This window comes from Streptomyces sp. NPDC051020, from assembly GCF_040683105.1.
Classification (GTDB): domain Bacteria; phylum Actinomycetota; class Actinomycetes; order Streptomycetales; family Streptomycetaceae; genus Streptomyces.
In genome coordinates, this window is the sequence record NZ_JBFBCG010000022.1 from 69,080 (window position 1) to 90,275 (window position 21,196).

Annotated in this window: 19 protein-coding genes and 1 riboswitch; of the genes, 4 read left to right on the top strand and 15 right to left on the bottom strand. The window is 70.3% G+C overall.

What is annotated here, in order from left to right; genetic code table 11:
• Positions 1 to 32 precede the first annotated feature (32 nt).
• The 4 genes from AB0N06_RS14685 to AB0N06_RS14700 all read right to left on the bottom strand — a co-directional run bounded on the left by AB0N06_RS14685 (position 33) and on the right by AB0N06_RS14700 (position 3,301).
• Complete coding sequence (locus tag AB0N06_RS14685; RefSeq protein ID WP_366135051.1) at positions 33 to 491, bottom strand: DUF5304 domain-containing protein; 459 nt, start codon at positions 489 to 491, stop codon at positions 33 to 35.
• 106 nt (positions 492 to 597) lie between these two features.
• Positions 598 to 1,935: an ArsA-related P-loop ATPase gene (locus AB0N06_RS14690; RefSeq protein ID WP_366135052.1), complete on the bottom strand. Its 1,338-nt coding sequence runs from the start codon at positions 1,933 to 1,935 to the stop codon at positions 598 to 600.
• 4 nt (positions 1,936 to 1,939) lie between these two features.
• Positions 1,940 to 2,389: an SRPBCC family protein gene (locus AB0N06_RS14695; protein ID WP_366135053.1), complete on the bottom strand. Its 450-nt coding sequence runs from the start codon at positions 2,387 to 2,389 to the stop codon at positions 1,940 to 1,942.
• A 105-nt stretch (positions 2,390 to 2,494) separates the two neighbouring features.
• Positions 2,495 to 3,301 (bottom strand): metallophosphoesterase, encoded by an 807-nt coding sequence (locus tag AB0N06_RS14700; protein WP_366135054.1) that lies wholly within the window; start codon positions 3,299 to 3,301, stop codon positions 2,495 to 2,497.
• 281 nt (positions 3,302 to 3,582) lie between these two features.
• On the opposite strand from AB0N06_RS14700, the gene AB0N06_RS14705 reads away from it, so the two are divergent.
• Positions 3,583 to 5,379 (top strand): AMP-dependent synthetase/ligase, encoded by a 1,797-nt coding sequence (locus tag AB0N06_RS14705; protein WP_366135055.1) that lies wholly within the window; start codon positions 3,583 to 3,585, stop codon positions 5,377 to 5,379.
• Positions 5,380 to 5,442: 63 nt separating this feature from the next.
• Here the strand turns inward: AB0N06_RS14705 and AB0N06_RS14710 are convergent, their stop codons facing one another.
• Positions 5,443 to 6,585, bottom strand: a complete 1,143-nt coding sequence (locus AB0N06_RS14710; protein ID WP_366135056.1) for a glycosyltransferase family 4 protein — start codon at positions 6,583 to 6,585, stop codon at positions 5,443 to 5,445.
• A gap of 98 nt (positions 6,586 to 6,683) precedes the next feature.
• Here AB0N06_RS14710 and AB0N06_RS14715 point away from each other — a divergent pair, with 98 nt between their 5' ends.
• Positions 6,684 to 7,970, top strand: coding sequence for a glycosyltransferase family 87 protein (locus tag AB0N06_RS14715; protein ID WP_366135057.1), 1,287 nt, complete (start codon positions 6,684 to 6,686; stop codon positions 7,968 to 7,970).
• Here AB0N06_RS14715 and AB0N06_RS14720 read toward each other — a convergent pair.
• From AB0N06_RS14720 to AB0N06_RS14740, 5 genes are all read right to left on the bottom strand, one after another.
• A complete protein-coding gene (locus AB0N06_RS14720; protein WP_366135058.1) occupies positions 7,927 to 9,168 on the bottom strand; it encodes a hypothetical protein in 1,242 nt (413 codons plus the stop codon). The two genes, AB0N06_RS14715 and AB0N06_RS14720, sit on opposite strands and share 44 nt — an antisense overlap.
• A 17-nt stretch (positions 9,169 to 9,185) precedes the next feature.
• Positions 9,186 to 10,217 (bottom strand): NlpC/P60 family protein, encoded by a 1,032-nt coding sequence (locus tag AB0N06_RS14725; RefSeq protein ID WP_366135059.1) that lies wholly within the window; start codon positions 10,215 to 10,217, stop codon positions 9,186 to 9,188.
• A gap of 240 nt (positions 10,218 to 10,457) precedes the next feature.
• Positions 10,458 to 11,486, bottom strand: a complete 1,029-nt coding sequence (locus AB0N06_RS14730) for an NlpC/P60 family protein (protein WP_366135060.1) — start codon at positions 11,484 to 11,486, stop codon at positions 10,458 to 10,460.
• A gap of 285 nt (positions 11,487 to 11,771) precedes the next feature.
• A complete protein-coding gene (locus AB0N06_RS14735; RefSeq protein WP_366135061.1) occupies positions 11,772 to 13,133 on the bottom strand; it encodes an NYN domain-containing protein in 1,362 nt (453 codons plus the stop codon).
• Between the two features lie 37 nt (positions 13,134 to 13,170).
• Positions 13,171 to 13,413 carry a hypothetical protein gene (locus AB0N06_RS14740; RefSeq protein ID WP_266986548.1) on the bottom strand — a complete coding sequence of 81 codons (243 nt, stop codon included), beginning with the start codon at positions 13,411 to 13,413 and terminating at the stop codon, positions 13,171 to 13,173.
• A 163-nt stretch (positions 13,414 to 13,576) separates the two neighbouring features.
• Here AB0N06_RS14740 and AB0N06_RS14745 point away from each other — a divergent pair, with 163 nt between their 5' ends.
• Entirely contained in the window at positions 13,577 to 14,326 is a 750-nt protein-coding gene (locus AB0N06_RS14745; protein WP_366135062.1) for a rhomboid family intramembrane serine protease, read from the top strand.
• A complete protein-coding gene (locus tag AB0N06_RS14750) occupies positions 14,323 to 14,604 on the top strand; it encodes an Lrp/AsnC ligand binding domain-containing protein (protein ID WP_037694047.1) in 282 nt (93 codons plus the stop codon). The genes AB0N06_RS14745 and AB0N06_RS14750 overlap by 4 nt, the downstream gene beginning before the upstream one ends.
• A 67-nt stretch (positions 14,605 to 14,671) precedes the next feature.
• Here AB0N06_RS14750 and AB0N06_RS14755 read toward each other — a convergent pair whose 3' ends face one another.
• The 5 genes from AB0N06_RS14755 to AB0N06_RS14775 form a co-directional block, all read right to left on the bottom strand.
• The gene (locus AB0N06_RS14755) at positions 14,672 to 16,126 is read right to left on the bottom strand and encodes an aminotransferase class V-fold PLP-dependent enzyme (protein WP_366135063.1); all 1,455 of its coding nucleotides are present in this window, start codon (positions 16,124 to 16,126) and stop codon (positions 14,672 to 14,674) included.
• A 172-nt stretch (positions 16,127 to 16,298) separates the two neighbouring features.
• Positions 16,299 to 16,416: riboswitch (SAM riboswitch) on the bottom strand.
• A gap of 84 nt (positions 16,417 to 16,500) precedes the next feature.
• The gene (gene trpD, locus AB0N06_RS14760; protein WP_366135064.1) at positions 16,501 to 17,565 is read right to left on the bottom strand and encodes an anthranilate phosphoribosyltransferase; all 1,065 of its coding nucleotides are present in this window, start codon (positions 17,563 to 17,565) and stop codon (positions 16,501 to 16,503) included.
• A gap of 124 nt (positions 17,566 to 17,689) precedes the next feature.
• Complete coding sequence (locus AB0N06_RS14765; protein ID WP_366135065.1) at positions 17,690 to 19,315, bottom strand: ubiquinol-cytochrome c reductase cytochrome b subunit; 1,626 nt, start codon at positions 19,313 to 19,315, stop codon at positions 17,690 to 17,692.
• Positions 19,312 to 20,364, bottom strand: coding sequence for a Rieske 2Fe-2S domain-containing protein (locus AB0N06_RS14770; protein WP_366135066.1), 1,053 nt, complete (start codon positions 20,362 to 20,364; stop codon positions 19,312 to 19,314). Before AB0N06_RS14770 ends, AB0N06_RS14765 begins: the two co-directional genes overlap by 4 nt.
• Positions 20,361 to 21,170, bottom strand: a complete 810-nt coding sequence (locus AB0N06_RS14775; protein ID WP_366135067.1) for a c-type cytochrome — start codon at positions 21,168 to 21,170, stop codon at positions 20,361 to 20,363. Before AB0N06_RS14775 ends, AB0N06_RS14770 begins: the two co-directional genes overlap by 4 nt.
• Between the last annotated feature and the right edge of the window lie 26 nt (positions 21,171 to 21,196).

Genomic DNA, 21,196 nt, shown 5'->3' on the forward strand with positions numbered 1-21,196 from the left:
CCGAGCCCCGCTTCCCGCCCTATCGGTGCCGGTCAGTCCAGGTCGATGTGTTCGCCCGGCCCGCTGTCGTCGTCACGCGGGTCGGTGGGGTCGCCGGCCTTCTTCGAGGCGCGGCCGGGGTCGGCGGCGCCCTGGGTCCAGCGGCGTTCCTGGCCTTCGACGGCGGAGCGGTAGGCGGCGAGGAGTTCGCTGCCGGCCGCGGCGATGTGGCCGAAGACGTCCGGATTGCGTTCGATGACGGGCTCGACGGCGGCCTTCGCCTGCTTGATCACCTGCTGTACGGCCCCCTGGGCTGCGACGCCGAACAGCGGTGACTGGAGGGAGGCGACCTTGTCGGCCACGGCGTCGACCAACTTGCGGAGCTCCTCGGCCGCGGAACCGGTCGGCGGGCCGTACTCGGCGCGGCGACGGGCCTTCTCGGCTTCCAGGTCCTCGGCGCAGGCCTTGGCCCACGCGTCGTCGTCGACGGGACGATCGGTGGCTTCGCTCATGGCGGACTCCTGCGACGTGGTTGCGGACGTCGCGCGTGCGGAGGTGTGGTCCACCGCCGTATACGGGACGCGTACTACCGACGTTACCCGAACGGTGGTACGCCGTTCAGGAGGTACGCGGCCACAATGCGGGGTCCGGCGTGAACCGGACCCGCAGCACACCGTCCGTCAGCGCGGCGCCGGAGACGGTGCAGCGGCGCAGCCCGGACTCCAGCGGCACGATCCGGTGGAACGGGCCGACGGTCAGAAGCAGTTCGTCGCCGCGCCGGACCAGCTGCAGGTCCTCCTTGACGGCTCCGGGCAGCGGCAGGCACCAGACCAGGATCCTCTCGCCGTCCTCACCGGCGGCAGGCCGCGGCGAGACGGTCGCGTCCGGTCGGCCACGGAGCGGTTCCGGCAGCTCGTCGTGGCCGTCCGGGGCTTTCGGGTCCTCGACCCACCAGGGGTCCTGGGCGCGTCCGCCCGGCCGGTCGTCCAGCTCGACGGCGAGCCCGTCCCCCGCGAAGAGCCCGCCGCCGGTGCCCGCCGCCTCAAAGGTGGTGCAGCTCGACAAGGTGGCGAGGAGGGTGAGGTCGTCGAGCCCCTGCGGGTCCCGGCCGAGATGGGGCACCTCGCACAGGGATGCGGCCGGCACCCACTCCTCGTACCAGTGGCCGATGCACTTTTCCTGCTGGGCGGCGAGATCGGCGAACCAGGGGTCGGAGGAATGCCTGGGCAGCACCCGGTTGACGGTGAGCGTGTCGACGCGCAGCCCGTGCAGGGCGAGTCCGGTGCGGGCGGTGTGCAGGGCGTCCTCGGCGGCGGGTCCCGGTTCGGCAACGAGGCGGACCGTGGTGCTGCGGTCCTCGACCAGGGTCTGGACGGAGGCCAGCTCGGCGTCCCGGCGGGCGGCGGCCTCGTACAGCCACTGGGCGGGCATCGGGACGCCGGCGAGCTGGGCGAGCATCGGGCGCAGGGCGCGGGCGGCCTGGCGCTCCGGGGGCAGCAGGCGGCGCAGATAGCGGCGCAGCTGTTCGGGCAGGGCGAGTACGGCGAGGGCTTCGCGCAGCGGGGGCAGGTCGACGACGAGGGTGTCGTAGCCGTCGCGCGACCAGTCGCCCCGGGCGGCCCGGCGCAGGGTGTGCAGCAGGGCGAGCTGGGTGCTGCCGGGGAGTTCGGTCAGCTCCTCGCCGTCGAGCCGGTTCCCGCCGAGCAGGCCGAGTACGGAGGACGCCTGGTCCTGGAGGGCGAGAAGTTCGGTACGGAAGTGCTCGCCGGAGTCGATGCGGGCGAACCGGAGTCCCTCGGTGACCTCGATGGGTTCCGTATCGGTGGGGAAACCGGGTATGGCGTCGGCGGAGAGCAGCAGTGTGCGGCTGCCGCGGCGGGCCGCGGCCAGTGCGGTCGCCGCCGCAACAGTGGTACGGCCGGCGCCGCCGGGGCCGGTGACGAGGACCGTACGCATCCGGTCAGCCTCGCGGGAGTGACTCGACGCGCTTCTTCAGACCGGCCAGCGCGCGGTCGATGATGACCTTCTCCGCCTTGCGCTTGATCATGCCGAGCATCGGGATCTTGACGTCGACGGTCAGCCGGTAGGTGACCTCGGTGCGGCTGCCGTCGCCGAGCGGGGCCAGTGTGTAGGAGCCGTCGATGGCGCGCAGCATCTGGGACTTGACCAGGGTCCAGCTGACCTCGTGGTCGCCGGTCCAGGTGTAGGCGAGCGTGTGGTCGTCCTTGATCGCACCGGCGTCGAGGACCAGCCGGACCTTCTCGGCGCGGCCCTGCTCGTCCTTGGCGAGGACCTCGGCCTCCTTGACCTCACCGGTCCACTCCGGGTACCGGTCGAAGTCGGCGATGACGCCCATGACGTCGGCCGGTGCCGCCTCGATCGTGATGGTCGAGCTGGTGTGTTCAGCCATCGCTGTGGCTCCTCCAGTGCGGTGTACCGGTCGGTCGGCAGAGGCCTGCCGCCAGAAGGCTATCGCGTGCGGGGAGCGCATCGTCCCAGGGTCAGGGCCGTGTGGTCACCACTCCAGGGCCCAGGGCCGGCCGGTCGAGGCGAAGTGACCGACGTTGACACATTCGGTGGCGCCGATCCGCATCCGGCGGACCAGCGGCTGGTGGACGTGGCCGAAGACGGCGTACCGGGGGCGGGTCCGGCGGATCGCGTCGAGGAGCGCCCTGCTGCCGCGCTCGAACCGGCGCGCCACCGTGTCGTAGGTCAGCTCGGGTACGTCGGGCGGGATGTGCGTGCACAGGACGTCCACCTCGCCCACCGCCTCGATCTTGGCGGCGTACTCCTCCTCGCTGATCTCGTACGGGGTGCGCATCGGCGTTCGGAGCCCGCCGCCGACGAAGCCGAAGACGCGGCCGCCGATCTCGGCGCGTTCGCCGTCCAGGACGGTGGTGCCGGGGCGGGCGTATTCGGGCCAGAGATCAGGGATATCGACATTGCCGTACGTGGCATACGTCGGTGTGGGGAAGGCCGCGAACATCTCGGCGTACTGATGGCGCACCGCACCGACGATGGCGGCATCGCGGTCCAGGCCCGCCCAGAGACGGCGGCCGAAGTCACGGGCCTCCTCGTAGCGGCGGGCGGTGCGCAGCTCGACGATCCGGTCGGCGTTCTCCACGCCGAAGAGTTCGGGGAAGATGCCGCGCGAGTGGTCGGCGTAGTCGAGGAAGAGCACCAGGTCGCCCAGGCAGATGAGGGCGTCGGCGCCGTCCCCGGCCCGGGCCAGGGCTTCGGTGTTCCCGTGCACGTCGCTGACCACGTGGATCCGGGTACGGCGTGCGGTCGCACCCTCGCGGCTGTTCGCTCCGGCTGGCATGACGATCACCCTAGGGCGCCGCCGACGGCCTGGGTAGGGCCCGCCGGACCTGCGAATACTTCATGCTTGTCACCTGGGTGCACTACTGTGCGCGCGAGGATCACCGAGTTGTGTGACGCATAAGACATCTGGCCGGAACCCCCTATCCGGAACCGAGTACTGGTGGGTAACGTCCGGGCAGTCCAGTCGTGCTCACCTCACTGAGCACCCTGCCAGTCTTGGACCGCAGCCGGTGCGTCACACAGAGCCGTGGCACCGGAGCCCGATGAGGAGCAGCAGTCTTGCGCGAGTTCAGCCTTCCGGCCCTGTACGAGGTTCCCTCGGACGGCAACCTGACGGATCTCATCCGCCGCAATGCCTCTCAGCATCCCGACGCAGCGGTGATGAGCCGCAAGGTGGCGGGCGTGTGGACCGATGTCACCGCCACCCAGTTCCTGGCCGAGGTCAGAGCCGCCGCCAAGGGCCTGATCGCCGCGGGTGTGCAGCCCGGTGACCGGATCGGTCTGATGTCCCGTACTCGTTACGAGTGGGTGCAGCTGGACTTCGCGATCTGGAGCGCGGGCGCGGTCACCGTCCCGGTGTACGAGACCAGCTCCGCCGAGCAGGTCCAGTGGATCCTCGGCGACTCCGGCGCGGTCGCGGTGATCGTGGAGAGCGACGGGCATGCCGAGTCCGTCGCGGCCATGCGCGACCGGCTGCCGGAGCTGCGCAACGTGTGGCAGATCGACAAGGGCGCGGTCGACGAGCTGACCGCGTCGGGTGCGGAGGTCTCGGACGAGACCGTGGACCTGCGCAGCACCGGCGCCAAGGCCGACGACCCGGCCACCATCGTCTACACCTCGGGCACCACCGGCCGCCCCAAGGGCTGTGTGCTCACGCACCGCAGCTTCTTCGCCGAGTGCGGCAACGTGGTGGAACGGCTGAAGCCCCTCTTCCGTACCGGCGAGTGCTCCGTACTGCTCTTCCTGCCCGCGGCCCATGTCTTCGGCCGGCTGGTCGAGGTGGCCGCGGTGATGGCCCCGATCCGGCTCGGCTGCGTACCGGACATCAAGAACCTCACCGATGAGCTGGCCGCGTTCCGGCCGACGCTCATCCTCGGTGTGCCGCGGGTCTTCGAGAAGGTCTACAACTCGGCGCGTGCCAAGGCGCAGGCCGACGGCAAGGGCAAGATCTTCGACAAGGCCGCGAACACGGCGATCGCGTACAGCCGCGCGCTGGGTACCCCTCAGGGCCCGTCCATGGGCCTGAAGTTCAAGCACAAGGTCTTCGACCGGCTGGTCTACAGCAAGCTGCGCGCCGTGCTCGGCGGCCGCGGCGAGTACGCGATCTCGGGCGGTGCGCCGCTGGGCGAGCGGCTCGGGCACTTCTACCGCGGCATCGGCTTCACGGTGCTGGAGGGCTACGGCCTCACGGAGACGTGCGCGGCCACCGCGTTCAACCCGTGGGACCGGCAGAAGATCGGTACGGTCGGCCAGCCGCTGCCCGGCTCGGTCGTCCGGATCGCCGACGACGGCGAGGTGCTGCTGCACGGCGAGCATCTGTTCGCGAGCTACTGGAACAACGAGGCGGCGACGGCCGACGCGCTGGCCGACGGCTGGTTCCACACGGGCGACATCGGCACCCTCGACGAGGACGGCTATCTGACGATCACCGGCCGTAAGAAGGAGATCATTGTTACGGCGGGCGGCAAGAACGTCGCTCCCGCAGTGATCGAGGACCGGATCCGCGGGCACGCCCTGGTCGCGGAGTGCATGGTGGTCGGCGACGGGCGGCCGTTCGTCGGTGCGCTGATCACCCTGGACGAGGAGTTCCTGGGCCGCTGGGCCGAGGAGCACGGCAAGCCGGCCGGCTCGACGGTGGTGTCGCTGCGCGAGGACCCGGAATTGCTGGCCGAGGTGCAGCGGGCGGTGGACGACGGCAACGCGGCGGTGTCCAAGGCGGAGTCGGTACGCAAGTTCCGCATCCTGGCCTCGCAGTTCACCGAGGAGGCCGGCCACATCACGCCCTCGCTGAAGCTGAAGCGCAATGTGGTGGCGAAGGACTTCGCGGACGAGGTGGAGTCGATCTACCACGGCTGATCCCGTTGCAGGTGTACGGGGAGGGGCTCGCGCGACAGGTCGTGCGGGCCCCTCCCCGTGTCCTCAGAGCAGCGCCTTGAGATGCTCCGCGAGCAGGTCCCAGCGCCACTTCTCCTCGACCCAGGCCCGGCCCCGCTCCCCCATCCGCCGGCACAGTTCGGGGTCGCCGAGCAGGGTGGCGACGCGGTCGGCGGTCTCCTCGACGGAACCGCCCCGCACCACCCAGCCGGTTTCGCCGTCGAGTACGGCGTCGGGGGCGCCGCCCGAGTCGCCCGCCACCACCGGCAGTCCGGTAGCGGACGCCTCCAGGTAGACGATGCCGAGCCCCTCGACGTCGAGGCCGCCGCGACGGGTGCGGCACGGCATCGCGAAGACGTCGCCCGCGCCGAAGTGGGCGGGCAGCTCCTCCCAGGGCACCGGCCCGGTGAACCGCACCGAGTCGGCGACGCCGGTCTCCGCGGCCAGCTTCTCCAGTTGCTTGGCGTACGGTCCGCCCCCGACGATCAGCAGGACGGCGTCCGGCTCCCGCGCCAGAATCGCGGGCATCGCGAGGATCAGGGTGTCCTGGCCCTTGCGGGGCACCAGCCGCGACACACAGACGACGACGGGCCGGTCCGAGAGCCCGAGCCGGGCCCGGATCCGGTCCCCGCCCGAGTCCGGGTGGAAGGTCTTCTCGTTGACGCCGGGCGGCAGTTGGACCATGCGGCCGGCGGCCTCGGGGGTGAGCGCGCCGGCGATCCGGGAGCGGGTGTACTCGCCGAGGTACGTGATCGTGTCCGTGCCCTCGCCTATCCGGCGCAGCAGCTGGCGGGACGCGGGAAGCTGGGCCCAGCCGGCCTCGTGCCCGTGGGTGGTGGCGACCAGCCGCCGGGCACCCGCCCTCCGCAGTGCCGGTGCCATCAGCCCGAGGGGGGCCGCGGCCCCGAACCAGACGGAGGTGCAGTCGTGTTCGCGCAGCAGCTGGACCGCGCGCCGGGTCACCCGCGGGGTCGGCAGCAGCATCGTCGTAGGGTCACGGACGACGGTGAACGGCTGCTCGGCGTCGAAGGCGGCGGTGGCCGCGACGCCCTCGGGGCTCCGCTTCCAGGTGGAGGCGTAGACGACGAGCCGGCCAGGGTCCAGGCGGAGTGCCATATTGTGCAGAAATGCCTGGATACCGCCGGGTCGGGGCGGAAAGTCGTTGGTCACGATCAGGGTCTTGTCCATCTCCGCCGACAGTACCGAACGGCCCGGCCTGATGGCTCGCCCGCAGCCAGGACGTGCATCATGGCTCGGAGCCACTGGCGAAGGGGATGGGCGCGGGCATGACAGCAGCAGGCGGCACCGGCAGATTTCTCGCACCCGTCGCGGTGTGGGCCCTCACCAGGGCCGCGTTACTGCTCTGTGTCTTCAAGGTCGTCACGTTGCCGGGCCCGGACGTGACGAGCGACGTCTCGGTGATCTACCACGGCTGGTCCGAGGTGCTGAAGACCGGCACGTATCCGCTGGACGACGTCACCTGGCAGTACCCGCCCGTCGCGGCGCTCGCCGTCCTCTCCCCCGCCCTGCTGCCGTTCCTGGACTACGCCTCGGCCTTCTTCGTCCTCGCCTGCCTCTGCGACGCGCTGGTGCTCGGCCTGCTGCTGTACGCGGGCCGCCGTACCGGCAGGCGGACCGCGGGCGGCTGGGTGTGGGTGGCGGGGGTGCCTCTGCTCGGCACGACCGCGTACGCGCGGTACGACGTGATGGTGACGGCGGTCGCTGTGGCGGCGCTGCTGGCGGGGGTACGGCATCCGCGGGTGCTGGGAGCTCTGGCCGCCTTCGGCGCGCTGCTGAAGGTGTGGCCGGTGCTGCTGCTGGCCGGGACCGCGCGCGGGGAGTCGACCCGCCGCTCATGGACGGCGGCGGTGGTGACGGCGGCCGGGCTGCTGGTGGCGTGCACGGCCGCGTTGCCGGGAGCGCTGGCCTTTCTCGGGTTCCAGCGCGACCGCGGCACCGAGGTCGAGTCGCTGGGGGCGCTGGTCTTCCATGTGGCACGGCAATTCGGCTGGCAGGGCCGGGTGGAGTTCAACTACGGGTCGCTGGAGTTCCTGGGCCCGCATGTACCGCTGGTGAGCACGCTGGCACTGGGACTGAGCATCGCCGCGTTCGGCTGGCTGGTGGTCTGGCGGCTGCTGGCCCGTGACTTCGGGGTGAGCACGCCGGCCGACGCGGCGTTCACGGCGGTGCTGCTGTTCACGACCACGAGCCGGGTGATCAGCCCTCAGTACATGCTGTGGCTGGTCGGTCTCGCGGCTGTCTGTGTGGTCTTCCGGTCCAGCCGGATGGCGCTGCCGGCCGTTCTGGTGCTGGTCGCGACGGGAGTCACCCAGCTGGAGTTCCCGCTCGGGTTCATGCACGTGGTGACCAGCGACGCGCAGGGCGTGGCGCTGATGTTCGTACGCAACGGTCTGCTGGTCGCGGCGGCCCTGGTCGCGTCCCGGCGGCTGTGGAAGGAGACGGTGCCCGCGCCGGTCCGCCGGGACCGGCACCGGCTGCCGGTCCGGTCGTCCGCCCCGGCGGAGCGGGTCAGCCGAGACGGGACCGCAGATACTCCCGCCAGCGCGCCGTGAACTCCTGCGGCGTCGTGCCGAGCACGTCCTGCATCGCCTGCTCCACCGCTTCGTCCCGTCCTGAGTGCCCCCCGACGGCCCGGTAGAAGGCGAAGAGTTTCTGCTCGCCCCAGTGGTCGGCGATGAGCGCGCACGCCAGCCAGCCGCCCTCGTACGCCCTCGCAAGGCGCCCGGAGTCTCCCGCGAACCCGAACTCCTCGGCGGCGGGCAGTTCGGCGGGCAGCTCACCGCGCCGGACCGCGTCGGCCAGTTCGGGTGCGGCCTGCGCGGCGGTCCGGTGCTCGGCACGGTAGGCCGCCCAGTCGGCGAAGCCCTCGGAGAGCCAGGTCGGGGTGGACGCGGAGGTGCGGGCGCGGGTGGCGACATGGGCGGTCTCGTGGGTGAGGACGATCCGCTGCCCGAACGTGCCGAGCGTCGCGTACGCCTGAGGGTTGACGATCACCCGGTCCGCGGGTGCCCGGCCGCCGGTCTCACCGGTGGTGACGGCCGCGATGCCCCGGTAGTTCGCCACCGGTGACCCCAGCAGCCCGGCCATGTCGTCGATCGTCTCCGGTACGAGGACCACCACGCGGCCGGCCCAGCGCTCCGGCCAGGCGGCGGAGACGGCGGGCACCGCGCGGTCCGCGGTGCCCGCGATCGCGCGGAGCTCCGCCGTTGTCCGCCCCACACCGAGGACGAGACTTCGCCTGCCCCGTACGACCTCGACGTCGCCCTGCTGCCACAGCTGCAAGCCGCCGTCCCGGCCGGCCCGGTCCGCGGTGATGTACCAGCGGCCGTCCGCCGGGTCCCGCTCCAGGTCGAGCACCCGGTCCGCGGTGACCGGAGCACTGTCGTAGCCCGCGATCCGGTAGCGCAGCTCGACATCGGCGGTGGCTCGGTCGGCTCCGTGCCTGCGCACGTCCGTCACCGTGTACGCCCATGAGCTCAGCGGCACGTCGGCGAGATGGGCCAGCTCGCGGCGCTGGGCCGTCCGCAGCCCGGTGGCCCCGGGGGCGAGTGCGGCGAGGAAGCCGTCCGGGTCGTGGTCCAGGACGGCGGCGGCGCGGCGGTTCAGGGCGGCGCTGATGGCCCGGACGGTGGGGTCGGGGGTGGCGGGGGCCGCGCAGGCGGATGCGAGCAGCAGTCCGGCGAGCGCCGCGCCCGCCGCGCGCCGCCGTCCGTCATGCCCCCGCCCTGCGGTGCGCTCCTGATCAGCCACCTGACCGAGGGTACGGGTCAGACGCGGGTCACCGAGGAGACCGGCATCATGCCGACCGGGTCGTAGCGGACCGAAGCACCCGGATGCGGGGCGTGGATCACCTGCCCGTTGCCCACGTACATCCCGATATGGCTGGCGTCCGAGCGGTAGGCGACCAGATCGCCGGGGCGGGCCTCGGAGAGCGGCACCATGTGACCGGCGTACCGCTGCGCCTGCGAGGTGCGCGGCAGGCTGACACCGGCCTGGGCGTACGCCCACTGCATCAGCCCGGAGCAGTCGAATCCGGCGGGTCCGCTGGCGCCCCAGATGTACGGGAGTCCGATGGCCCGGCGGACGGCCATGACGGCGGCCGCCGCCCGGGACGAGCCGGCCGGCAGACCGGCCAAGGCGAAGAAAGAGGCGTCGCGGCCGGAGCGCGAGGTGCCGTCGAAGGCCGCCCGGTCCGCGGCAGGCAGCGAGGTCAGCAGCTGCCGGGCCTGCCGGAGCTTGCCCTCGACGGTCCGTTTGTGGCGAGCGGCGGCTGCCCTGTCGCGCTCCAGGCCGGCGAGCGAGCGGGCAGCCTCCGCACGGACCTGCGCGAGGCCACGCCGGGCGTGCTGGAGCTCGTGCAGGGCGGTGGTCTGACGGTCGTTCAGCCGGTCCAGGATGGCTGCCCGGTCGAGGTAACTGTCCGGATCGGCGGAGAGCAGCAGGGCGAGTGAGGGGTCGATGCCACCGGAGCGGTACTGCGCGGCGGCGGCCGAACCGAGCGCCATGCGCATCCGGTTGATCCGTTCCTGACCGCGGGCCGCCTGCTCCTGGGCCAGGTTCAGCTCGCCGCGCAGCCGGTCGGCGTCCTCCCCCGCCTTGTTGTACTGCTCGGTGGCGCGCTCCGCCTCGCGGTACAGCCGGTCGGTCTCGGCCCTGGCGGTCCGGGACGTGCCCTTCGGGTCGGCGTGCGCGGCTGCCGCCCCGAGCGTGGCGGCAGCGGTCGCAGCGGCCGCGGACAGGACTGTGACCCGGACGCTCCGGTTGACGCCGGGCTGTGTGGAACGGCGATGGGACACCACAGGACGCCGCACTCCCTTCCGCTGTACGCAGACGTACGCGGCCCCCTGCCGCCCGGGACGGGCGGACCGACGGACGGGAGCCGCACAGCAGACAGACAGTAGTCGGGCGACTACGGAGCGCACGAACGACTGCGGCGGATGGGTGCAGGTCACGAACGACGGCGCCCCGCCGGTGACCTGTGGTCTCCGGCGGGGCGGGCCGTCTGTGCGGGGCGCGGCAATTCGCCCGTTCGAGCGTCGTCAGCCGACGCGCACGCCGAACTGGAAGCTGCCGATGGTGTTCATCGACTCGTAGCGGACCACCGCGCCCGGGTACGGGGCGTGCACAACGGTGTTGTTGCCCGCGTACAGAGCCACGTGCGACGTGCTGTTGAAGAAGACGAGGTCGCCCGGCTTGAGGGCGCTGCGGCCTATCTGCACGCCGTCGTTGATCTGGGTGTACGTGACGCGGCTGATGTGGACACCCGCCTGGGCGTAGGCCCACTGGGTCAGGCCCGAGCAGTCGTAGGAGTTGGGGCCGGTGCCGCCCCGGAAGTACGGCTTGCCGATCTGACTGGCGGCGGCATTCAGGGCGGCGGCGCCGCGGGCGGAGGCGGGAACCTCGTTGCCCAGGTTGACCCGGTCGCTGGCGGCGCGGCTCGCGCGCTGGTCGGCCTGGGCCATCTTCTCGCGCTCGGCGGCGGTCAGGGTGTTGAGCAGGCGCTGCGCCTCGGCGAGCTTGCCCTGGAACTTCTTCTTGTTCTCGCCGAGCGTCTTGCGGACGTCCGCGATGTCGTTCAGTTTGTCCTGGGCCTCCTTGCGCTGCTGCGCGAGGGCCCGCTGCTTCTCCTGGATCTTCTCCAGCGAGTCGGCCTGCTTGGCCGTCAACTGGTCGAGGGCCGAGGCCTCGTCGAGGAAGGTGTCCGGGTCCGAGGCGAGGAAGAGCTGCACGGACGGGTCGATGCCGCCGGAGCGGTACTGCGCGGCGGCGAGCGAACCAAGGCCGCTGCGAAGCGTGTTGAGCTCCTGCTGACCGCGGGCCACCTTGTCCTGCAGCGCGCCGACCTGCTTTTCGAGCTTCTTCTGCTGCTCCTGGGCCCCGTTGTACTTCTCGGAGGCCTTCTCCGCCTCGTGGTAGAGCTTGTCGACCTTCGCCTTGACCTCACTCTTGGTCGGCTTGGGGTCGGCGTGGGCGGCCTGGGAGGTCAGGGCCACGGCCGCGGCGGCGGTCGCGGTGAGCACGGTCACACGGGCGCGGCTCGGCTGCTTGGGACGACGGTGGGACGCCACGAAGGCGAGCTCCTTCTTCCTCTGAGCCGCCTACCGGGCTGTGGGGGGAAAGGATCCCCGGCTCCGTGCACGTCACGGACTCGGCGGTTCCTTCGCCGCCACCCCGGATGGGTGATCAACCGTGCGAAGGTTCGAAGCCCGACCCTAGTGACCATCTTGTGATCAGTTCAAATCCTCGCAAGAAAAATCTCGCCTCAACAGGTACTTCTTTACTCTCATCACACAGGGCGTAGCGACGACTTGACGGTGCGTTCCCTGATTTCCGGCAACTGGCTACAAGGCGCGTCAGACGCGCGAAAGCCGCTTCAGGAGCAAGACGGACGCAACGGGCCTGGCCCCTGCCTTCGCCACGCCGTCCGCCACTTCACGGTCGGTGGAGACCACCACGACGGGCCTGCCCGGCGGTTCGGCGCGGGCGAGCTGGCGGATGAGTTCGTCGGCGGTCACGCCCGGCTTGCTGAACAGCACACGCACCCCACGCGGAGGTGCGAGCAGCACCGGAGCGGCCAGTTCGGCCCCGTCGAAGACACAGGTCATCTCGGCGCCGGACTGCGCGGCAAGCACCGCGAGACCGCCCAGCAGCCGCAGCCGCTGCTTCTCCAGCGGCAGCTGCGGATAGCCGGTCTTGGTGACGTTGTAGCCGTCCACGATCAGATGTGCCTGCGGCAGCGCGAGCAACTGGTCGAGCAGGGCCGGATCGGTCTCCGAAAGAGCCCTGGCGGCAATGTCCTTGGGCGACATCGCGCCGGGCTCGACCGCGTCGACACCGTCCGCGGGGCGGATCGAGGAGGGCGGCAGGGCCAGTTCGCGGCGCAGCCCCCGGGCCGCGTCGAGCACCGTGTCGAGGAGCAGCCGCAGCCGCATGTCCTCGACCGAACGCCCCTCCCTGGAGGCTCTGCGGCTCGCCTCGACGGACGCCTCCGCCTCACCGAGCCGAGCCCGCAGCCGCCGGGTCTCGCTCTCTGCGGCGGAGATCCGGGCGGCCGCCTCGGCCCGCAGGGCGTCGGCCTCGGCCTTGCCCCGGCGCACCGCGGCCTCGCCGCGCTTGACCTCGTTGAGGGCGGACCGCAGTTTGCGCTGCAGCGAATCGGCTTCCTTGCGGGCCGCGTCGAGTTCGGCGCGGAGCCGTTCCGTCTCGCTCTTCGTCTGGGTCCGGGCCTGGGCGAGCTCCTCGCGCAGCCGTTCCAGCTCGCGCCGGCTCTCCTCGTCGGCCCGCTCGGCGTCGGCGCGCTGGACCTCCTCGCCGGCGGCGGCGACCAGTTTCACCCAGCCGACCGGGCGCAGCACATAGGCTGCCGCGGCCACATCGACGGGATCGGCGGCGGCCGGCGGCGACCCGGCCTCCACGGCAGCGGCCAGCTCCGACTGGGACTCCCGGAGCCGTTCGCCGATGCGCTGACGGAACAGGGTGTCGCTCTCCAGGGCGGCCGCCATCGCGTTCCCGGCGAACTTGGCGCGCCGGGTCGGGGTGAAGCGGGCGTACTGCCTGAGCTGGGCCGGGAGTTCGGTGACGGTCAGGCCGCCGAACGCGTCCGAGACCAGCGCGACGACCCGCCGCCGGACGCCTTCGGGCAGCGGGCGGTCGAGCGCCTCGACGGCGTCGCCGGCTCCATCGGCCGGCTCGGCGCCGCTATCGGGCTGCTCCACGATCCGTCACCCCAAAATGTCTGTCCGCACGGCCCCGTCAGGAGTCGGCACCCGGCCTGTCGACTAGTTCGATCTGGTCCACCGCGTTGCACCAGCGGCAGCGGACCGACTCGATGGTCTCACTGACCACCTCGCGTTCCTCGACGGTCGACTCACCGGCCAGGTCGAGATGGACGTATTCGACGACCTTGGAGGTGCGGGTCACGTCGAAGCGGGTGAGATTTCCGCAGAGCGTGCAGCGCCAGCGGGTCCCGTCGGTCGGCTGGGGAACCGTCGTCATCGTTGCGTCCTCTTTCGTCGAGCGTCGTGCTGCTTCCCGCACAGGATCTCGCGGTGCGCCGTCGAACTGCGGATCTCCTGCTGTAACCCTACGGCCTTGCACTTACCCATAGACACGGCGAGGCGGTCTGTCCCGTTCCGTCACCTTGCGTCATGCTCTGTGCATGATCGATCGGCGGGCCGCGAGAGACGGAGTGACCGGCAGGCTCCTGCGCGCCGCCACGGCGGCCGGTGCGCAGGTGACATATGCGCTCATCGCCCTGTGCTGCGCCGTCTTCCTGATCAGCCCGCTCTCCGGCTTCAACTCCACATACGGCACCGCCGACACCCTGCTCGCCGCCCAGGCCGAGTACTTCGAACGCTGGGGGGTGATCCCGAGCGAGCTGTGGGCGGGCTCCGCGCAGGCCCTGCTCACCCCGCTGACCGCTCTGTTCGTGCACGGCAGCTGGCTCCATCTGCTCGGCAACATGCTCTTCCTGTACGTGTTCGGGGCGATGGCCGAGGAGCGGATGGGCCGCGCCGAATTCCTCTTCTTCTACCTTGGCTGCGGCTATCTCGCACTGCTGGCGTACGCGGCGGCGCACGCGAACTCCGACCAGACCCTCGTCGGCGCATCAGGAGCGATTTCCGCGGTGCTCGGGGCGTTCCTCTACCTGTTTCCCCGGGCGCGGGTGACCAGCCTCTTCCCGTTCCTGCTCTTCCTTCCGCTGCGCTTTCCCGCCTGGATCGTGCTGATCTTCTGGTTCGCACTGCAGTGGATGGCGGCGCAGGGCGCGGGCAACGGTCCGGGGGTGGCGTATCTCGCCCACGTGGTCGGCTTCGTCTGCGGCTTCCTCTACGCCTGGGGACGCTACCGCGGTGGGGCTAGAGTGAAGGCTCCAGCCACGGCCACCGAGGGAGAAAGCCAGCCGTGATCACCGCGATCGTGCTCATCAAAACCAGCGTGGACCGGATCCCGGAGATCGCCGAGGCCATCGCCGCGCTGGACAATGTCAGCGAGGTCTTCTCGGTCACCGGTACGTACGACCTGATCGCCATGGTCCGGGTGGCCAGGCACGACGACCTCGCGGACGTCATCCCCGGCCGGATCAGCAAGATCCCGGGCGTCGAGGGCACCGACACCCATGTCGCGTTCCGTACGTACTCGCAGCACGACCTGGAGGCGGCCTTCGCCATCGGTCTCGACGCGTAGGTTCGCGTCGCACTTCGGCCGGGGACGGGCACTGCTGCCCGTCCCCGGCCGAAGTACGACGGGCCCGTCAGATCTGCGCTGCGCCCCGGTCCGGGACACAGCGGCCGTCCTCGGTGCGATACGTCCACCGGGCCCCCTTGCTCACCAGTTCCTTGACCGCGCGGACAAAGCGCTCGATGTGCTCGTCCGGCGTACCGGCGCCGAAACTGACCCGGATCGCGTTCAGCGAGGGGGTCCCCCCGGTCGAGCCCGTTCGAGACTGGGGGAGTTCGCCCGGCTCGGCCTCCGGCGCACCGCACTCGCCCGGGTCCTGCGGGTCGCCGCCCAGCAGAGTGCGGACCAGCGGGTGGGCGCAGAACAGTCCGTCGCGTACCCCGATGCCGTATTCGGCGGAGAGCGCCGCGGCGAAGTGCGAGCTGTTCCAGCCCTCCACCACGAAGGAGATGACGCCGACCCGCGGGGCGTCGTCGCCGAACAGCGACAGCACCTTGACCTGGGGAACCTCGGCGAGGCCTTCGCGGACCCGGGTGACGAGCTGCTGCTCACGGGCGACGAGCCGGTCGAAGCCTGCCTCGGTGAGCGCCTTGCAGGCGGAGGCGATGGAGTGGACGCCGATGACGTTGGGCGAACCGGCCTCGTGGCGGGCGGCGGTCGAGTGCCACTCGACGTCCACTCCGCCGTCGGTGCGCCGGGCGACCTTCCGCGAGGCGCCGCCACCGGCGAGGTACGGCTCGGCGTCCTGCAGCCAGTCGGCGCGGCCCGCGAGGACACCGGAGCCGAACGGCGCGTACAGCTTGTGTCCGGAGAAGGCGACCCAGTCGACGTCGAGCCCGGCGATGTCCACCGGGTGGTGCGGGGCGAGCTGCGCAGCGTCGAGCACGATCCGGGCGCCGTGCGCGTGGGCGGTGGCGGCCAGCTCCTTCACCGGCCACAGCTCACCAGTGACATTGGAGGCGCCGGTGACGCAGACCAGCGCCGGCCCGATGGGGCCTCCCCCGCTCGAACGGAGTGGAGAGCTCGGGGATGGGTCGCGGTCGGCGAGCGCCCGCTCCAGCGTCTCGACGGCCTCGGCCGGGGTGCGCGGGGCGTTGAGGTAGGTGACGCGGGCGTCGCGCCAGGGCAGCAGCGAGGCGTGGTGTTCGGTCTCGTACACGAAGACCTGGCAGTCGGCGGGGAGCACCGCGGCGAGCAGGTTCAGCGAGTCGGTCGTCGACCGGGTGAAGATCACCTGGTCTCCCTCGGGGCGGCAGCCGAGGAACTCCGCGACGGTCGTGCGGCTGTTCTCGAAGAGGTCCGTGGAGAGCTGCGAGAGGTAACCGGCGCCGCGGTGGACGCTGCCGTAATACGGGGCGTACGCGGCGACGTCGTCCCACACGCGCTGCAGGGCCGGGGCGCTGGCCGCGTAGTCGAGGGCGGCGTACGTGACTTCACCACCGGTCACCAGAGGAACGGTCACATCCCGCCCGAGAACGGGCAGCGGGGTACAAATGGACTGATCGGCGGCAGCGGCGAGGACAGACATGGCGAACTCCCGTAAGAGGCAGGCGAATTCACTACGCCGACGGACACGCGGCAGCGCAGGAAGAAGAAAAGGGTGTGCGGAGAAGGGCCTTGGGCCCTATCGCATTCGCTTGCTCACAAGAGGCTCCTTGAGGACCAGGACCCCAGGGAGGTGACATTCAGAGATGCCGAGGGGTCCGCGCTTGCCGCAGACCTCGCTGCCTACGGCCTGGTCTTCACCCGGGGCACCCCGCCACGGACGGAGGGTTGCCGGACAGCGGGCCGGGGCCGTAGTCGCTGTCACTCATGACCTGCTCAGCATCCTGCCATACGTGCGCCGACGTGCAAGGCGCAGTCCAAGATCTGGACTGCGCCCTGTGCCGCATTTCCGTACGGTCAGGTGTTGCTGACCGCCACCCAGCGATCCAGCACCGCCCGGGCCGCACCCGAGTCGATGGATTCGGCGGCCTTCGCCATTCCGGCGGCGAGCTGCTCGTTCAGCGTGCCCTCGCCCGGGTCCAGCGCCACCAGCGCCGCCGCCGAGTTGAGCAGCACCGCTTCACGTACCGGACCCGTCTCGCCGGCCAGCAGCCGGCGGGCCACATCGGCGTTGTACGACGCGTCGGCGCCGCGCAGCGCCTCGACGGGCACCAGCTGCAGACCGACGTCACGCGGGTCGAACGCCTCCTCGCGCACCTCTTTGTCGCGGACCACCCAGACCCGGGAGGTCGCCGTGGTCGTCAGCTCGTCCAGACCGTCGTCGCCGCGGAAGACGAGCGCGGAGTTGCCGCGCGCCGCGAGCACGCCCGCGACGATGGGAGCCATCTTCGGATCGGCGACACCGACGGCCTGGGAGCGCACCTGCGCCGGGTTGGTGAGCGGCCCGAGGATGTTGAACGTGGTCTGCGCGCCGAGCTCCTTGCGGGCCTTCGCCGCGTACCGCAGGGCGGGGTGGAACTTCACGGCGAAGCAGAAGGTGATGCCGGCTTCCTCCGCCACCGCGGCAACACGCTGCGGGGTCAGCTCCAGGTTGACGCCCAGCTTCTCCAGGACGTCGGAGGCGCCGCTGGCCGAGGAGGAGGCCCGGTTGCCGTGCTTGACGACCTTGGCACCCGTGCCCGCGACGACGATCGCGGACATCGTGGAGATATTGACCGTCTTGGCGAGGTCGCCGCCGGTGCCGACGATGTCGACTGTGCGGCCCGGCACGTGGATCGTGGTGGCGTGCTCGTACATCGCGCGGACGAGTCCGGTGACCTCGTCGACAGTTTCGCCCTTGGCCCGCAGGGCGACGGCGAAACCGGCGATCTGCACGTCGGTCGCCTCGCCGCTCATGATGCTGTCCATCGCCCACGCGGTGTCGTCGGCGGTGAGGTCCTCGCCACGCAGCAGCGGGTTCAGCACGCCCGGCCAGGAACGAGCCGCCACGCTGTCGCCGCCGCCCGGGGTCACAACGTTCATGGTCCGCTCCTGGGGTCCACAGCCGATAAAGGGGATGCACTCCACCCTATCGAGCCCCGGGGACAGCGAAGAGCCCCGTCCATCGAATGGACGGGGCTCCTGCTGTGGCGATCAGTTCAGGTGATCAGTGGTGGCCGTGGCCGCTGGTGATCTCCTTGTACTCCTCGGCGGTGGCCTTTTCGATCTGGTGGTGCTCGCCGAAGTAGCCCTTGCTGAGCTTGGCCCGCAGCTTCTGCATCGCGGGCACCTTGCGCTCGACACCGTTCTCGTCGACCGTCGGGCCGATCTCGACCGGCTTGTACTGCTCGTGCGCGGTGAGCGTGTGCAGCTGCTCGGGACCGAGCGGCTCGTGGATCTCGACGAACTCACCGTGCGGCAGGCGCTTGATGATGCCGGACTCGCGTCCGTGCAGCACCTTCTCCTTGTCCCGGCGCTGAAGGCCGAGGCAGATCCGCTTCGTCACGATGAACGCGACGACCGGCCCCACGAAGATGAAGATCCGGACGAACCACGAGATGGCGTTCAGCGAGAGGTGGAAGTGCGTGGCCCAGAGGTCGTTGCCACCGCCGATGAAGACGATGACGTATTCGGTGATCCAGGCGACGCCGAAGGCCGTCCGGGTCGGGGCGTTGCGCGGGCGGTCCAGGATGTGGTGCTCGCGCTTGTCCCCGGTGATCCAGGACTCGACGAACGGGTAGACCGCGATGATCGCGAGCACCAGTCCGAAGGCCATCAGCGGGATGAACACGCCCAGGACGAGCGTGTGACCCCAGAGGTTGATCTCCCAGCCAGGCATCACTCGGATCAGACCCTCGGCGAAGCCCATGTACCAGTCGGGCTGAGCGCCGGTGGACACCTGGTCCGGGCGGTACGGGCCGATGGCCCAGATCGGGTTGATCGAGGCGATGCCCGCGATGATGGCGATGATGCCGAAGACCAGGAAGAAGAAGCCTCCTGCCTTCGCCATGTACACCGGCAGCAGCGGCATGCCGACGACGTTCTTGTTCGTCCGGCCGGGACCCGCGAACTGCGTGTGCTTGTGGTAGAAGACCAGGATCAGGTGCGCCACCAGCAGGCCGAGCATGATGCCCGGCAGCAGCAGGATGTGGATCGAGTAGAACCGGCCGACGAAGTCGTGACCGGGGAACTCCCCGCCGAACAGGAACATCGAGATGTACGTGCCGACGATCGGCATCGACAGGATCGCGCCCTGGGTGAAGCGGACACCCGTACCGGAGAGCAGGTCGTCCGGGAGCGAGTAGCCGGTGAAGCCGGTGAACATACCCAGCACGAACAGCAGGAAGCCGAACAGCCAGTTGATCTCACGCGGCTTGCGGAACGCACCCGTGAAGAAGACGCGCATCATGTGCACGAACATGCCGGCCAGGAAGATCAGCGCGGCCCAGTGGTGGATCTGGCGGACCAGGAGACCACCGCGGACGTCGAAGCTGATGTCCAGCGTCGAGGCGTAGGCCTCGGACATCCGGATGCCCTGCATCGGCTCGTACGAGCCGTGATACACGACTTCGTTCATGCTCGGGTGGAAGAACAGCGTCAGATACACACCCGTGAGGATGATGATGATGAAGCTGTAGAGGGCTACTTCACCGAGCATGAAGGACCAGTGGTCCGGGAAGATCTTGCGCATGTTGGACTTGGCCAGGGAGTAGATCCCGAGCCGGCCGTCCGCCCAGTCGGCCACCCGCTCACCGGCGGGCGCCTTGCGCTTGGTGTCGGTCACAGTACTCATCCGCGCTCCCAGAATGCAGGACCGACGGGCTCTTCGAAGTCACCGAGCGCTTCGAGGTTGCCCTCGGCGTTCACACCGATCCGCAGCTGCGGAAGGGCGTGACCGGCCGGACCGAAGATGACGCGGGCGCCGTCGGAGAGGTCGAAGGTGGACTGGTGGCACGGGCAGAGCACGTGGTGCGTCTGCTGCTCGTACAGGCTGATCGGGCAGCCGACGTGGGTGCAGATCTTCGAGAAGGCCACGATGCCCTCGTGGGCCCACTCGCGCTCGCGCTTGTCCTTGATGTTCTCCGGCTGGATACGGATGATCATCAGCGCGGCCTTGGCGATCTGGTTCTGGAAGTCCTCCGCGTCCTCGTTCAGGCCCTCGGGCATGGCGAAGGTCAGCGAACCGACGGCGACGTCCTCGGGACGCAGCGGCAGCATCGTGTTCATGTTGATGAGCTGCTTGCCCTTGGCCCACAGGGTGTTGCGGAGCTTCTTCTCCGGCAGCGGACCGAGGTCGCGCAGCAGCATCACACCGGAGAGCGGCACCAGGGCCAGCGCACCGAACATGGTGTTGCGGATCAGCTTGCGCCGGCCGAGCGCGGACTCCTCGGCGCCGGCCGCGAAGTCGGCGAGAACCTTCGCCTTGACCTCGGGCTCGGCCGAGATGGCGTGGCGGTCGTCGGCCACCTCCACGTCGGACATCAGCGTGCGCGCCCAGTGGACGGCGCCCGCTCCGATCGCGAAGAGGGCCACGCCCAGGGTCAGACCCAGGGAGAAGTTGAGCGCGCTCACGTGGCCGAACGGCCAGATGTACACGATCTTGTCGACCGGGAAGATGACGTACGAGGCGATGAAGCCGACCGTCGCCACCATGGACAGCAGGAACAGGAGCGCGACCGTGCGCTCCGACCGCCTCGCGGCCCGTTCGTCGATGTCCTGGATGCGCGGCCTGTGGGCCGGCAGCCCCGGGTCTGCGAACGGGTCGTCCGCGACCTCTACCGCGGTGTGCGCGGTGCCCTGCTCAGCAGGCAGGTTCTCTTCTGGAATCTCTTGGCTACTCATGACTTCTTGGCCTTAGCGGTGTGGGCCGCGACCCAAACGGCAACTGCGATCAGTGCGCCGAGACCGAAGATCCAGGCGAACAGACCCTCGCTGACCGGACCGAGCCCGCCCAGCTTGAGGCCACCAGGGCTCTCGGACTCGGCGCTGTTCACGGTCTTGATGTACGCGATGATGTCCCGCTTCTGCTGCGAGGGCATCGTCGTGTCGGGGAAGGACGGCATGTTCTGCGGGCCGGTCTGCATGGCCTCGTACACGTGCTTCGGTTCCACGCCCTCAAGGCTGGGCGCGTACTTGCCCTTCGACAGCGCACCGCCCTCGCCGGTGAAGTTGTGGCACTGCGCGCAGTTGGTACGGAACAGCTCGCCACCCTTGGCGATGTCCGCACCCTCAGGGTTGACCTGGTCCTTGGTCGGCACGATCGGGCCGGCGCCGAGCGACGCGACGTACGCCGCGAGCTGGTCGATCTCGGCCTGGGTGTAGATGACCTTCTTCTTCGGGACCTGGGCACCCGGCTGCTGCGCCGGCATACGGCCGGTGCCGACCTGGAAGTCGACGGCGGCGGAGCCCACACCGACCAGGCTCGGCCCGTCGGTGGTGCCCTGACCGCCGGTTCCGTGGCAGCTGGCGCAACCGACGGAGTACAGCTTCTTGCCCTCATCAATGGCGAGGGACTGGGCGGTGTCGTCGGCCTGCGCCTTACTCGCGGGCGCAAACGCGGCGTACAGCCCCCCAGTGGCCGCCAGCGCGAGGAGTAGTACGACGACCGCCGCCAACGGATGGCGTCGTCGTGCGGAGAGCTTTTTCACGGATTACCCCGGTGTCAGGATCTTCT

Coding starts and splice junctions, on each gene's coding strand:
- AB0N06_RS14710 (WP_366135056.1), bottom strand. CDS start 6,585: ATGGACAAGACCCTGATCGTGACCAACGACTTTCCGCCCCGACCCGGC.
- AB0N06_RS14755 (WP_366135063.1), bottom strand. CDS start 16,126: ATGTCTGTCCTCGCCGCTGCCGCCGATCAGTCCATTTGTACCCCGCTG.
- AB0N06_RS14685 (WP_366135051.1), bottom strand. CDS start 491: ATGAGCGAAGCCACCGATCGTCCCGTCGACGACGACGCGTGGGCCAAG.
- AB0N06_RS14700 (WP_366135054.1), bottom strand. CDS start 3,301: ATGCCAGCCGGAGCGAACAGCCGCGAGGGTGCGACCGCACGCCGTACC.
- AB0N06_RS14765 (WP_366135065.1), bottom strand. CDS start 19,315: ATGAGTACTGTGACCGACACCAAGCGCAAGGCGCCCGCCGGTGAGCGG.
- AB0N06_RS14715 (WP_366135057.1), top strand. CDS start 6,684: ATGACAGCAGCAGGCGGCACCGGCAGATTTCTCGCACCCGTCGCGGTG.
- AB0N06_RS14745 (WP_366135062.1), top strand. CDS start 13,577: ATGATCGATCGGCGGGCCGCGAGAGACGGAGTGACCGGCAGGCTCCTG.
- AB0N06_RS14690 (WP_366135052.1), bottom strand. CDS start 1,935: ATGCGTACGGTCCTCGTCACCGGCCCCGGCGGCGCCGGCCGTACCACT.
- trpD (WP_366135064.1), bottom strand. CDS start 17,565: ATGAACGTTGTGACCCCGGGCGGCGGCGACAGCGTGGCGGCTCGTTCC.
- AB0N06_RS14740 (WP_266986548.1), bottom strand. CDS start 13,413: ATGACGACGGTTCCCCAGCCGACCGACGGGACCCGCTGGCGCTGCACG.
- AB0N06_RS14770 (WP_366135066.1), bottom strand. CDS start 20,364: ATGAGTAGCCAAGAGATTCCAGAAGAGAACCTGCCTGCTGAGCAGGGC.
- AB0N06_RS14695 (WP_366135053.1), bottom strand. CDS start 2,389: ATGGCTGAACACACCAGCTCGACCATCACGATCGAGGCGGCACCGGCC.